This is a genomic window from Microbacterium sp. UBA3394, from assembly GCF_002358725.1.
Taxonomy (GTDB): domain Bacteria; phylum Actinomycetota; class Actinomycetes; order Actinomycetales; family Microbacteriaceae; genus Microbacterium; species Microbacterium luteum.
The window spans coordinates 1-13,356 of the sequence record NZ_DEPK01000032.1; the positions used below are offsets into that span (position 1 = coordinate 1).

Sequence of the window (13,356 nt, forward strand, 5' to 3'; positions counted from 1 at the left end):
TCAGACCAAACTGACACAGTCACAAGACCACGACGATCGTGAAGCGGCTGCAGCTGAGCAAGCCGCTGGCCACCGGCGACGCCTGCTGCGGCCCGGTCGACGAGCCGGCCATGGCCGGCAAGGCACGTCGCGCACACCACGATGCCGGTGACGCATGCTGCGGACCCGACGAGAAGACCGCCACGCACGCGCCCGGTCACGACGACCACGATGATGACGACGGACTCGAGGTGCGGCCGCCGTGGTGGCGGGACACCGCGCTGCTGCCCTCCGCGATCGCCGGGGTCACCCTGCTGGCCGGGTACATCTTCGCGTGGACCGGCATCCCGATCCCGGCGCTGATCCTGCAGTGGGTCACCCTGCTGGCCGGGGCGTACACGTTCGTGCCTAGTGCGATCCGCCGCCTGTTTCGGGGCAGGCTCGGCGTGGGGCTGCTGATGACGATCGCCGCGATCGGAGCGGTGCTACTGGGTCACGTCGGGGAGGCGGCAACACTGGCGTTCCTGTTCTCGCTCGCCGAGGCACTCGAGGACCGTGCAATGGATCGCGCGAAGGAGGGGCTGCGCGCACTGCTATCCCTCATTCCCGAGACCGTTCGGGTCTCGCGCCTCGCGGGAGACGTCATAATCCCTGCGGCGGAGGTGCGTGAGCTCGACATCTTCGTCGTCGGCGCCGGTGAGCGGATCGCCACTGACGGCGTGATCGTGGAGGGCCGCTCGAGCCTGGACACATCCGTGATCACCGGTGAGTCCATTCCGGTGGAAGTCGGTCCCGGCGCCGCGGTCGCCGCGGGCTCTGTGAACGGGTCGGCGACGTTGCGGGTGGAGGCGACCGCGGATGGGCGCGACAACTCACTCACGCAGATCGTCGCCCTTGTAGAGCAGGCTCATGCTCGCAAGGGCGAGCGGGCACGACTGGCGGACCGGATCGCGCGGCCGCTCGTGCCGGCGGTGCTGATCGCGGCCGCGCTCGTCGCGCTGTTCGGTCTGGTCGTGGGCGACCCGTGGACGTGGATCGAGCGGGCGCTCGTGGTGCTGGTTGCGGCATCCCCGTGCGCATTGGCGATCGCGGTGCCGGTGACGGTAATCAGCGCGGTCGGGTCTGCATCGAAGTTCGGGGTGGTGATCAAGTCCGGGGAGGCCTTCGAGCAGCTCGGCACGATCCGCACCGTCGCCCTCGACAAGACCGGAACCCTCACCCGCAACGAGCCGACCGTCGTCGACGTGCGCCCCGCTCCCGGCATCAACCGGGACGAGCTGCTCGGCTGGGCCGCCGCGCTAGAAGCGACGAGCACGCACCCCCTGGCTGCGGCGATCGTCGCCGCCAGTCCCACGACCCCCACTGCGGCCGATGTGATCGAAGAGGCCGGGCGGGGCATGACCGGACGCGTCGATGGGCGCGCCGTGCGAGCGGGCAACGCCCGCTGGCTCGACCCCGCCGCGCTCCGGGACGCGGCCGAAGAGATGGCCTCCAAAGGTATGACCGTCGTGGTCGTCGAGGCCGAGGGGCAAATCGCCGGTCTCATCGGGGTGCGGGACGAGCTTCGCGCAGAATCGGCCGAGACGGTGCGGATGCTGCAGGCTCAGGGCATCGAGACGGTCATGCTCACCGGCGACAACGAACGCACCGCCCGCGCGATCGCCGGGGAGGCGGGGATCACCGACGTGCGTGCGGAACAGCTGCCCGCGGATAAGGCTGCAGCGATCGAGACTCTCGTGATGACGCGCCCGACTGCGATGGTAGGCGACGGCATCAACGATGCGCCCGCGCTTGCGACCGCGACGGTGGGGATTGCGATGGGCCTGAAGGGATCGGCCGCGGCCATCGAGTCTGCCGATGTCGCCTTCACTGGCCACGATCTGCGTCTCATCCCCGGGGCGCTGGCACACGCCCGCCGAGGTCGGCGGATCATGACCGTCAACATCGGCCTCGCCCTGGCGATCATCATCGGACTCTTCCCCCTTGCACTGTTCGGTGTGCTCGGACTGGCGGGCGTCGTGCTGGTGCATGAAGTCGCCGAGGTCATCGTCATCCTCAACGGTGTACGCGCCGCTCGTCGCCCCCGCTCGGTCCCCGCCGCTCACGATTCTGCGTCTGTGAAGGAGCCTCACCTGGTAAGTGTCTGAGCCTGTTTACAGACCTGGAATAAACCCACGGTAAGCTTTCGGTGATGATCCCGACGACTCGAACCCAGCACAATACTGTGCTGAGCGAGCGTCTTCTGATAACGAGGATCATTACTGGTCTAGGGTTGGCACTCCTGCTCGTGCTGGGCATCGCCGCTGCAGGACACCTCGAGACCGATGGCACCACACCTGTGCCGCTGGGAATATCCGCACTCTTGGACCCGCACGTCGAGCCGCTGAGCGACAACGCTACCGATCCGAGCGGCGCCGGCGAACATCAAGCGGCGGTTGGCGAATCCTCGGGGACCAGCGCTCTGATGGGGGCAGCGCTATGTGTTCTCGGGGTTCTCTGCGGGCTGGTGTTCGCAGTGCTGACTCACCGGCTGTGGCGTCGCCGCGTCCTTCCTGAACGCGGGATCTGGCCGCGGATACTGTCGCTCTTTCCCCACCCGTCGACATTTTCGCGGGTGCGCACCCTCTCACTGACGCAGCTGAGCATCTCCCGAACCTGACATTCGGCATGCCGTCCTCTCTGGACGGCGCTTCGCCCCGGGCTCACGCCCGGGTCCTGTCATGCGCCGTGTCTTGGTTTGGAGTACCCGAATGAAAACCCCTGTGAAAGCGACGTTGATCTCCGTCGCCGTTGTCGTCGTGCTGGTGCTGGTCGCGATCATCTACGCCCTGGCCAATCAAAGCCCCGCCCCACCCCCGGAGGAAGGAAGCAGCACCGGCGGCTCCTCCGTGGTGCGGGAGAGCTCGCACGTGCTGGACGACGGCGGACCGGATGCGGTGACCGTCGTGGAGTTCCTGGACTTCGAGTGTGAGGCGTGCGGGGCGTTCTACCCGATCGTCGAAGACCTGCGCGAGACGTACGCCGGTCAGATCACCTACGTGGTGCGGTACTTCCCCCTGCCCGGTCACTTCAACTCGAAGAACGCGGCGATCGCTGCGGAAGCGGCCGCACAGCAGGACCGATTCGAGGACATGTATCACCGGCTGTTCGAGACACAGGCGGAGTGGGGCGAGGCGCAGGAATCCCGCGCCGACCTGTTCCGCGGCTTCGCCGAAGAGCTCGGACTGGACATGGCCGCCTACGACGCAGCCGTCGCCGATCCCGCCACCACCGAACGGGTGGAGCTCGATTTCAACGAGGGACGCGCTCTCGGAGTCGACAGCACGCCGACCTTCTTCCTCGACGGGGAGAAGCTCGATCTGCAGACGCTGAACGACCTCGAAGACGCCATCGCGGCTGCCGTCTCCGGTGGTCAGTGATGCGGACGGGCCTGTCACACCGGCGAGTGATCATCGTCGGAGCCGGGCAGTCGGGACTAGCCGTTGCCGCGGCGTTGAACGCCGAGGGTCTGCGTCCGCAGCAGGACTTCGTCGTGATCGACGCCGCCGGCAAGGGGCAGCGCAGCTGGGCATCCCGATGGCATTCGATGGAGCTGCTCAGCGACGCCCGGCATAGCGCGCTCCCGCCTCGCGGACTCCCCGGGGATCAACGCCGGCGTCCCCGCGTAGACGAGATCGTCGACTATCTCACCTTCGTCGAGGCGGGCCTCCGCGTCGAGACGGTCTGGGGTGTCCGCGCCACCGGGGTAGAGCGTCCCGGCACCGGAACCACACTGCTGCTGTCCACCACCGCAGGGGAGGTGCAGACCCGCAACGTCGTGTGCGCCACCGCCGCCGCGGCGTATCCGCGCATGCCGGAGTGGGCCGCACGTGTGAGCGTCCCTGGCATCGTGCTGCACAGCAGCGACTACCTGTACCCGAACCAGATCCCGCCGGGCAAGGTGCTCGTCGTAGGAGGCGGCAACAGCGGCGTGCAGCTAGCCCGTGAGCTGACCGCGTCTCACACGGTCACCATGTCCGTGCGCAGCCCCCGCCGACACCGGCCGAGCAGCAGCTACCCGGCAGCTGCTGGACCGGCCGTCTCGTGGCTTACCCGCCGGCGGCATCCCGAACCGATCTTCAGCGACAGCTACGACCAGCTGCGACGCGCCGGCGTCACCATCGTCCCCGCCGCAACCGCCGCAGACGGTGGCGTGGTGACACTCGCCGATGGCAGCGAGCTCGCACCGGACTCCGTGATCTTCGCCACCGGCTACGAACCGGGCGACGACTGGCTGCCCGATGCCGCGCGCACCGATCGGGCAGCCCGCACCCAGACCGGGATCCCGGGACTATTCGTGGCCGGCATGCCGCAGTACAGCGGCCGCGGCGCAGACACGATCACCGGGGTCTGGCGAGACGCCACCACCATCGCCCACCACATCATCAACCGTCCCTGAAAGCCACGCCATGACACCCTCCTCACCTACCGACACCAGCCCGGGCATCGCGCGGATGCCGCACAGGTTCCGCCCGGCCGCGTTCCTCGGCCTGTTGGCAAGCCTGCTGCTGGCAGCCGGCATAGTGCTCTCCACCGCATCGTCCGCGGCCGCTCACGACAGCATCGTCTCGGCCACCCCCGAGGCTGACGCGACCATCGGCGTGGTGCCGCAGGAGATCTCGTTGACGTTCAGCGGCGAAATCCTCACCGTGGGCAGCGCCGTCGTCATCGAAGTGATCACCCCGGGCGGTCAGAACCTCGCGACCGAACAGCCGCAGATCGACGGCACGACGGTCACTCAGGCTCTCACCGGCGATCAGGAGCCCGGTCTCTACACGGTGCGGTGGCGGGTCGTCTCCAGCGACGGCCACCCCATCAGCGACGAGTACACGTACACCCTCGAATCCGCCGCGATCCCCGACAACACCCCCACTCCCGCGCCCACCGCCACAGAGCACACGCCCGAACCATCTCCCACATCCTCCACCGCCGAATCCGCGGATGACGGCTACGGCGGTCAGGCCTCCGGCGGGGGAGAGATCTTCCCCGTTCTGGCTGTCATCAGCGGTGTGATGATCGTCGGCGGGGCACTGGTCGTGGTGCTCATGGTGGCCAGGGAACGGCGCCGCCGCGACCGCGCCGCCGCAGCAGCGGCCCAGGCAGATTCCTCGACGAGTGGCAAGACAGATGGCTCGTAACCGAGGCACACGACTCGCGATCGCCTGCGTGATCGCCGCGGTGGTGGTGCTGATCGACCAGGCCACCAAGGCGGCCGCGCTGTCCGGGCTGAGCACGGAGCAGCGCATCCCGCTGCTGGGAGATCTGCTCGGGCTGCAGCTCGCGTTCAACCCCGGTGCGATCCTCTCCCTCGGCGCCGGGTTCACCGGGCTGCTCACCCTCCTCGGGGTGGCTGCCGTGGTGCTGCTGGTGATCGCCGTCGTCCGAGCTCGCACCGTGTGGTGGGCCGTGGGGCTCGGGCTGATCCTGGGCGGCGCGATCGGGAATCTCATCGACCGACTGTTCTCCCCGCCCGGGTTCGGTGTCGGGCACGTCACCGATTTCCTCGCCTACGGCACCTGGTTCATCGGTAACCTCGCCGACGTCGCCCTCGGCGCGGGCGTCATCGTCCTCGTCGGCGTGCTGTGGGCACGGCGGCGAGCTGCCACCGCGCAACGCGCCGACACGACGCAGGACGGGCAGGAGCCCGTCGCGGAGGGGCAGAGACCATGATGGCCAAGCAACGAGTGCCGTCCGTCTATCAGCGCAATGCGTTCGCCCCGGGATTGCTCGCGGCGGTCGTCCTGTTCCTGGCCCCGGTGCTGATGGGCGGAGACTGGTTCCTGCTGGTGCTGTTCGTCGCCGCGATCCTCGCCGTCATCGTCGGCTGGTTCGCCGTGCAGGCTCGGCAGTGGTGGTGGCTGCCGGTGTTCGCCGCGATCGCGGTGCTGTGGAACCCGGTGTTCCCGTTCCCGTTCTCCGGGCCGGTGTGGACGGCCGCGCAACCGGCTGCCGCGGTGGTCTTCCTGGTCGCCGGAGCGATGATCAAGGTCCGCCGCTCGTGACCCGCGGCCGCGTGTTCGCCGCAGCCGTGGTGCTGCTGGCAGTCGTCGTACTGGCCGGGTGCGCGAGCAGCGATTCGCTCGCCCAGCAGTACCGGGACGGGAACGAGAAGGGCTACATCGCCGGCGAGTTCCAAGTGGTGGAGATCCCGGAGCCCGACCGCGGCGAACCGGTCGCGTTCGAGGGGGTCACCGAAACCGGCGAGCGCGTGTCCAGCGACGACTACCGCGGCGGGGTGCTGGTGGTGAACTTCTGGTACGCCGCATGCGGACCGTGCATCGTCGAGGCGCCGCTGCTGGAAGAGGTCTGGCAGGAGTACCAGGACCAGGGCGTCTCGTTCCTCGGCGTGAACACCTACGACCAGCCCGCCACCGCCCTGTCGTTCGCCCGTGACAACAACGTCACCTACCCGAGCGTGATCGACGTGAACGACGGCAAGGTCAAGCTCGCGTTCGCCCAAGTCACCCCGATCCAGGCCACCCCCACCACCCTCGTGCTCGATCGGAACGGGAGAGTCGCCGCCCGGGTCATCGGGCAGCTGGCCAGCGCCTCCATCCTGTCCACCCTGGTCGCCGACACCCTCGCCGAGGAGAACCCGTCATGAACCCCGGGCAGCTGGTCGTCGACGGCGCCCTCTGGATCGCGATCCCGATCGCGGCCCTCGCCGGCCTGGTCTCATTCCTCTCCCCCTGCGTGCTGCCTCTGGTGCCCGGTTACCTCGGCTACCTCGGCGGCGCCGCCGGCAGCAACCCAGGTGCCGCCGCGACCGGGTCGACGGTCACAGCGGAACGCACCCGCCTGCTGCTGGGGGTGGGCCTGTTCATCGCCGGGTTCACGGTGGTGTTCGTCACAGTGACGATCCTGGGCGGCACGTTCGGGTTCCTGCTGCTGCAGTACGGCAACATCCTCACCCGGATCCTCGGGGCGGTCGTGATCGTGCTCGGCCTGGTGTTCATCGGGTTCTTCGGCATCGCCCAACGCACCCTGCGCCCCCGGGTGCAGAGCCGCGCCGGCCTGATCGGCGCCCCGCTGCTCGGGTTCGCGCTCGGAGTGGGGTGGACCCCCTGTATCGGTCCGACGCTCGCGGCGATCCTGTCGATGTCGTGGAACCTTGGCGACCCCGCCCGCGCCGGCCTGCTCGGTCTTGCCTACTCGCTCGGGTTGGGCATCCCGTTCCTGCTGCTCGCCGTGGGCTGGGGATGGGCGTCCCGCTCGGTGTCGTTCCTGCGCCGCCACATCCGCGCCCTGAACATCGTCGGCGGCGCCCTGCTGGTGCTGCTCGGAGTGCTGATGGTGACCGGGCTGTGGACCACGCTGATGTCTGCTCTGCAGCAGGTGGTGATCAATGTTCCCGCCCCGCTCTGAGACCGACACGGTCGTCGACCCACTGCGCCCCGCCGATCACCTCGACTCCGACGCCCCGTCCGAGATCACCGGTCCTGCCCTCGGCATGGTGGGTTGGGCACGGTGGGCGTGGCGGCAGCTGACCAGCATGCGTACCGCCCTGGTGTTGCTGCTGTTCCTCGCGATCGCCGCCGTCCCCGGGTCGCTTTTCCCGCAACGCACCGCCGACCCGAACGGGGTCACCCAGTGGCAACGCGACAACCCTGACGTGTTCCCGTTGGCGGACGCGGTCGGCCTGTTCGACGTGTATTCCTCGCCGTGGTTCTCCGCGATCTACCTGCTGCTGTTCGCGTCCCTTATCGGCTGCGTCATCCCCCGCGCCAAGCACCACTACAAGGCGCTTCGGTCCCTGCCGCCGCGTACCCCCGCACGACTGTCCCGCCTAGTCGACTACCAGGACACGACGGTCGCGGCCGATGAAGCCGCCCCGGATCCGGCGGAGGAGGCGGTGCGGCTTGCGGAGCATCAGCTGCGCCGCGCCGGCTACCGGGTGCACCGATACGACGGACCGGGATGGGCGTCGGTCTCGGCCGAGCGTGGGTATCTGCGGGAGACCGGCAACCTGGTCTTCCACGTCGCCCTGGTCGGGGTGCTCGCCTCGGTCGCGATCGGCGGCGGGTTCGCCTACACCGGGCAGCGTGTCGTGGTGGAGGGCACCACGTTCGTCAACGCGCTCAGCGACTACTCCTCGTTCAACCCCGGCCGGTTCGTCGACGGCGCCGGCTTGGCCCCGTACTCGCTCACCCTCGACGACTTCCGAGTCTCCTATCAGCTGCCCGGCAGCCCGGGGGCCGGGCAGGCGGGTGACTTCTCCGCCGACGTCACCATCCGCAGCGCCGGTGAGGACGCCCGGGCGGAGAGCGTGATCGTGAACTATCCGATCACCGTCGCCGGCGACCGCATCTACCTGCTCGGCAACGGGTACGCCCCGACCCTCACCGTCCGTGATGCCGCAGGAGAGATCGTGTGGAGCGAATCGCAGCCGTTCCTGCCGCAGGACTCGAACATGACCTCGCTCGGGATCATCAAGATCCCCGACGGGCTGCCCGAGCAGCTCGGCCTGGTCGGCTTCTTCTATCCCACCCAGGGTGTGCTGCCCTCCGGCGCGTTCACGTCGGTCTATCCGGACGTGGTCAACCCGGTACTCACCCTCAACGTGTTCAGCGGCGACCTCGGCATCGACGACGGCACACCCAGGTCGGTGTACACCCTCGAGGTCGACGGACTCACCCAGCACACCGGCGGCGACACCGGCCTGGACTCCCTCGAGCTCACCCCCGGCGCCACCGTGGACCTGCCCAACGGGTGGGGAACGATCACCTGGGAGGCGGCGTCCGAGCAGGAGCCGGTGAAACGGTTCGCGTCACTGCAGATCCAGAACGACCCCACCAGCGGATGGGTGCTCGCCTTCGCGATCCTCGCCACGGTGGGACTGTTCGCCGGACTGTTCGTGCCCCGTCGACGCATCTGGGTCAAGGCTCGCACCACCCCCGAGGGCGTGCACGTCGAATACGCGGGACTCGCCCGCGGCGAAGATCCCACGCTCCACAAGGCCGTCCGCGACATCGCGAACGACCACGCCGCCGCCCTGGATCGCGCGCGCGGCGCGAACCCCGAAGGAGGAACCCGATGAAATGCCCCGTTGATGACACTCAGCTCCTGGTGAGTGAGCGTTCCGGCGTCGAGATCGACTACTGCCCAGGGTGCCGTGGCGTCTGGCTGGACCGCGGCGAGCTGGACAAGATCCTCGACCGTGCCACCGACACCCGCGCCCCGAGCAATCCCGCACCCGATAGCCGGGACTCCCACCACGGCCGAAGCGACTCCCACCACGGCCGGAACGGGCGCCGCCGCCGCGACGGCTTTCTGGGAGAGCTGTTCGACTTCTGATCCCCTGACAGGCATGACACCGTGAACGACTGGATCCCCGGGACGCCGCCGACTCTGCTCGGCTTCCTCAGCCCCGCACCGTTGCCGTTCCCACTGCTGCCGGTGATCGCCGCAGTGATCGCCGCCGCTTACCTGGCCGGCGCGATCCGGCTGTGGACCAGCCGGCGGCGGTGGCCGGTGTGGCGCACGATCAGCTTCCTGCTCGGGTGCCTCACCCTGGCCGCGGTCACCGGCCTGGGCGTCGAGGCGTACGGGTACGCGCTGTTCTCGGTGTTCATGTTCCAGCAGCTCACCCTCATGATGGCCATCCCCCCGCTGCTGGTGTTGGGATCCCCGGGCACGCTCCTGCTTCGAGCCACCCCCCATCACGGGCTCGGCCGGCTCGCGCTCCGGGCCGCTCACGCGGGGCTGCGCAGCCGGGTCGCGCGGTGGGCGCTGAGCCCCTGGGTCGCGCTCCCGCTGTACCTGTTCGCGTTCTACGGGCTCTACCTCGCCGACGCCGCCGACCGCATCCTGCAAGCACCCGGCGGGCATGTCGGCCTCGAGTTCGGGTTCCTGGTCGCTGGGATCCTGTTCACCATCCCGGTGCTCTCCGCCGACCCGCTGCCGGTGCGGCTCAGCCACGGCGGCCGCGCGCTGGACGTGTTCGCCGAAGCCGCCCTGCACGCATTCTTCGGGGTGTTCCTGATGATGGCCACCACGTTGCTTGTCGACGCGTTCGCCGCGCCCACGCTGGCGCTGGGCATCGACCCGATCGAGGACCAGCGTCTCGCCGGCGGCCTGGCCTGGTCCTACGGAGAAGCACCGACTCTGCTGATGCTGATGTTCGTCATGCACCGCTGGTTCCGCGACGACACCGCCCGCGACGCCGCCGCCACCCGCTACGCCGACACTCACGGAGACCCCGAACTGGACGCCTACAACGCCTACCTCGAAAAGCTCCGCCAAAAGGACAGCCGCTGATGGCCACGACTACTCTCGTCACTCCGGCTCGGCCGGTCACGACCACGGCGACGCCCGTGGATCGCACGGCGCGGCTGCCGCTGTGGGCCGCGATGGCGGTGGCGGGCGCCGGCGGGTTCGCGCTGGATCTGGCCACCCCGGCGATCGGCTGGTGGCCGCTGGCGTTGGTGGCGGTCACGATGTCGCTGATCAGTCTGATCGGCCGCAGCATCCTCACCGCATTCCTCGTCGGCACGGTCTTCGGCGTCGTGTTCTTCTTCACCCATCTGGCCTGGGTCGGGCAATTCCTCGGCCCGATACCCTGGGTCGCTCTCGCCAGCCTGCAGGCTGTCCTCTTCGGCGCCGGCGCCATCCCGCTCACCCTCGCCTACCGGTGGACCGGGCGGTATCGACCGCGCGGGACCGTGCAGCTGGTCGCCGTGCCGCTGCTGATCGGCGTCCTCTGGGCTACGCGTGAGGTCGTGATGGGGGCGTGGCCGTACGGCGGGTTCCCTTGGGTGCGGATCGGGATGACACAGGTCGAGGGCCCGTTGGCGCAGGCCGCGTCCTGGACCGGGGTGACCGGACTGAGCCTGCTGGTCGTGGCGCTGTGCGCGGGCATCCTGCAGTGGGCCCGCGCGGGCGGCCTCCGGTTCCTGCGCGGCATCATCCCCGCCGCGATCCTCACATTGATCCTCGTCGTGACACCGCAATTCCCCACCACCGACGCCGGGACACTGCGGGTCGGGTGGGTGCAAGGCAACGGCCCGGCCGGCTACTTCGATCCCAAGGCGCCCGGCGACATGCTCGCCGCGCAAACCGCCGGCTCCCGGCCGCTGCTGGGCCAGCAGATGGACCTGCTGGTGTGGCCGGAAGGCAGCGTCGATGCCGACCCGCTGCGAACCCCCGCGGTCGCGACTCAGCTGGATCGTGTCGTAGCGGGGGCGGGTGCGCCGCTGCTGATGAACGCGGCCACCACCCGCGGTGAGGACGTGTTCAACACGTCGCTGCTGTGGACGGCTGATGCCGACGCACGCCAGTGGCACGACAAGGTCAACCCGGTCCCGTTCGGCGAATACGTGCCCGACCGGTGGCTGTACGAACGTATCGTCCCCGACCTCGTCGGGCTGATCCAACGGGAGTACACCCCCGGCAGCAACCCGCCGATCGTCACCGTCAACGACATCGACGTCGGGCTGGCGATCTGCTTCGACGTCATCTACGACCAGGTGATCTGGGACAGCGCCCGCGCCGGCGCGGAACTCTACGTCTTCCAGACCAACAACGCCGACTTCCGCGGCACCGACGAGAACCTGCAACAACTCGCCTTCGCAAGGATGCGCGCCATCGAGACCGGCCGGGCCGTGGTCAACGTCTCCACCGTGGGCACCAGTCAGGTCATCGCCCCCGAGGGTGCCACGACCGACAGCGTCGGCGTCGACACCGCGGCCGCGCAGATCAGCACCATTCCGTTGCGCACCGGGCTCACCGCGGCCGTGGTGATCGGCCCGTGGCTGACATTGCTGATCCCCGTCGCCGCGTTCGTCGCCCTCACCGCGCTCGGGATCCACCACCGCGCCCGGCCCGCAGCCCCTCGTGTACACGCCGATTCAACGAGGTCAACACGAGCATGAGACCAACAAACCCCATCGTGGATGCCCGGTCCCACCCGCCAGGTGAAGGGCCGCCGAGCACAGAGTTGGGCTGCGGCTCATCGCCTGCCGAGCAGCGGATGCTGGGGCTCCCCCTGACCCGCCGTGGGGCGCTCAGGGCGGGGCTGCTCGGTCTCGTCGCCGGGAGCTCGATCGTCGGCTCCGCGCGGCCGCTGCCCGCCTTCGCCGCCGACTACCCGTCGTGGGATGACGTGCAGGCGGCGAAGGCGAACGAGACGGCGAAGACCGCCGAGATCACCCGGATCCAAGGTCTCATCCAGAGCCTCACCAGCGACGTGCAACGTACTCGCGCGGTGGCCGAACAGGCGGCCGATGCGTTCTACACCGCACAACAGGACTACTTCGCCGCCGTCCAACGAGCTGACGCGCTCCAATCCCAGGCAGACGCCGAAGCCGAAGCCGCCGCTGAGGCCTCTGACCGGGCGGGACGGCTCGCCGCGCAGCTGTACCGCACCGGCGGCGACGACACCGCGCTGAAGCTGTTCTTGTCCGGGTCCGCGGCGAACGCTGACGATCTGCTGGCACGACTGGGCACGATGGACAAGCTCCTCGAACGCAACCAGGGCGTGTATGCCGCCGCGCTCACTGCGCGCAACGCGGCGCAGGGGTTGAGCGATCAGGCGGCCGTGGCCCGTGACGAACGTGACCGGCTGCAGCAGCTCGCCGAGCAGAAGATGCGCGAATCGCAGCAGGCCGCCGACGCCGCTCAGACGGCGCTGGACGCGCAGACCCTCCACCTCGGCGAGCTCGAAGCGCAGCTCGCCGCCCTCCAAGACACCACCGCGCGGACGATTGCCGACTATCAGGCCGGAGTAGAAGCAGCCCGGCTCGCCGAAGAGCAGCGCAAGGCCGCCGAACGCGCCGAAGCCGCACGCCGTGCCACGGAGGGGAGTGCTGGCGGCGGTGTCGCCAGCTCCGGGTGGGCACGTCCCACATCTGGACCCCGGACATCCGGCTTCGGCCCCCGCAGCTCGCAATGCGGCAACGGGTATTGCTCCACCAGCTACCACTACGGCGTCGACCTGAGCGGAGGCTGCAGCGCCGGAATCTACGCGGCCGCTGCCGGCACGGTCGTCTACGCCGGATACAACGGCGGCTACGGCAACTACATCAAGATCGACCACGGCGGCGGGATCGGAACCGGATACGCGCACATCCGCAACGGCGGGTTCTTCGTCGGCTACGGCCAGCGCGTGAACGCCGGAGATCTGATCGGCAGCGAAGGCAACACCGGGAACGCGTTCGGCTGCAACCTGCACTTCGAGGCCTACGTGAACGGCGCTCCCGTCAACCCCATCGACTTCCTGGCCGCCCGTGGCATCTCCATCTGACCCGAAACGAAGGAGGACATCATGACGGAACAGCTCACCCCCGAAGCTGACCAGCCTCAGACGCCCCCCACCCGCCGCAGCCTCCGACAACAAGGCTC

At 69.0% G+C, this 13,356-nt stretch carries 14 protein-coding genes; all 14 read left to right on the forward strand.

Features of this window, described 5'->3' with window-relative positions:
• Positions 1-110: 110 nt before the first annotated feature.
• The 14 genes from B4E30_RS01675 to B4E30_RS01740 all read left to right on the forward strand — a co-directional run bounded on the left by B4E30_RS01675 (position 111) and on the right by B4E30_RS01740 (position 13,258).
• Positions 111-2,126 (forward strand): heavy metal translocating P-type ATPase, encoded by a 2,016-nt coding sequence (locus tag B4E30_RS01675; RefSeq protein ID WP_194385376.1) that lies wholly within the window; start codon positions 111-113, stop codon positions 2,124-2,126.
• Positions 2,127-2,170: 44 nt separating this feature from the next.
• Positions 2,171-2,638, forward strand: a complete 468-nt coding sequence (locus tag B4E30_RS01680; protein WP_194384186.1) for a hypothetical protein — start codon at positions 2,171-2,173, stop codon at positions 2,636-2,638.
• Positions 2,639-2,729: 91 nt separating this feature from the next.
• A complete protein-coding gene (locus B4E30_RS01685; protein ID WP_194384187.1) occupies positions 2,730-3,398 on the forward strand; it encodes a DsbA family protein in 669 nt (222 codons plus the stop codon).
• Positions 3,399-3,424: 26 nt separating this feature from the next.
• Positions 3,425-4,417 (forward strand): flavin-containing monooxygenase, encoded by a 993-nt coding sequence (locus B4E30_RS01690; RefSeq protein ID WP_237673316.1) that lies wholly within the window; start codon positions 3,425-3,427, stop codon positions 4,415-4,417.
• Between the two features lie 10 nt (positions 4,418-4,427).
• Entirely contained in the window at positions 4,428-5,156 is a 729-nt protein-coding gene (locus B4E30_RS01695; RefSeq protein ID WP_194384189.1) for a copper resistance CopC family protein, read from the forward strand.
• Positions 5,146-5,688 (forward strand): signal peptidase II, encoded by a 543-nt coding sequence (locus B4E30_RS01700; RefSeq protein WP_194384190.1) that lies wholly within the window; start codon positions 5,146-5,148, stop codon positions 5,686-5,688. Before B4E30_RS01695 ends, B4E30_RS01700 begins: the two co-directional genes overlap by 11 nt.
• Positions 5,685-6,020: a DUF6804 family protein gene (locus B4E30_RS01705; RefSeq protein ID WP_194384191.1), complete on the forward strand. Its 336-nt coding sequence runs from the start codon at positions 5,685-5,687 to the stop codon at positions 6,018-6,020. The genes B4E30_RS01700 and B4E30_RS01705 overlap by 4 nt, the downstream gene beginning before the upstream one ends.
• Positions 6,017-6,622 (forward strand): TlpA family protein disulfide reductase, encoded by a 606-nt coding sequence (locus B4E30_RS01710; protein WP_194384192.1) that lies wholly within the window; start codon positions 6,017-6,019, stop codon positions 6,620-6,622. The genes B4E30_RS01705 and B4E30_RS01710 overlap by 4 nt, the downstream gene beginning before the upstream one ends.
• Positions 6,619-7,383: a cytochrome c biogenesis CcdA family protein gene (locus B4E30_RS01715; protein WP_194384193.1), complete on the forward strand. Its 765-nt coding sequence runs from the start codon at positions 6,619-6,621 to the stop codon at positions 7,381-7,383. Before B4E30_RS01710 ends, B4E30_RS01715 begins: the two co-directional genes overlap by 4 nt.
• Positions 7,364-9,055: a cytochrome c biogenesis protein ResB gene (resB, locus tag B4E30_RS01720; protein ID WP_194384194.1), complete on the forward strand. Its 1,692-nt coding sequence runs from the start codon at positions 7,364-7,366 to the stop codon at positions 9,053-9,055. Before B4E30_RS01715 ends, resB begins: the two co-directional genes overlap by 20 nt.
• Entirely contained in the window at positions 9,052-9,312 is a 261-nt protein-coding gene (locus tag B4E30_RS01725) for a zf-TFIIB domain-containing protein (RefSeq protein WP_194384195.1), read from the forward strand. Before resB ends, B4E30_RS01725 begins: the two co-directional genes overlap by 4 nt.
• A 21-nt stretch (positions 9,313-9,333) precedes the next feature.
• Positions 9,334-10,275, forward strand: a complete 942-nt coding sequence (locus B4E30_RS01730) for a cytochrome c oxidase assembly protein (protein ID WP_228480878.1) — start codon at positions 9,334-9,336, stop codon at positions 10,273-10,275.
• Positions 10,275-11,888 carry an apolipoprotein N-acyltransferase gene (lnt, locus tag B4E30_RS01735; RefSeq protein WP_194384196.1) on the forward strand — a complete coding sequence of 538 codons (1,614 nt, stop codon included), beginning with the start codon at positions 10,275-10,277 and terminating at the stop codon, positions 11,886-11,888. The genes B4E30_RS01730 and lnt overlap by 1 nt, the downstream gene beginning before the upstream one ends.
• A gap of 98 nt (positions 11,889-11,986) precedes the next feature.
• Positions 11,987-13,258, forward strand: coding sequence for a M23 family metallopeptidase (locus B4E30_RS01740; protein WP_194384197.1), 1,272 nt, complete (start codon positions 11,987-11,989; stop codon positions 13,256-13,258).
• The last annotated feature ends 98 nt before the right edge of the window (positions 13,259-13,356 follow it).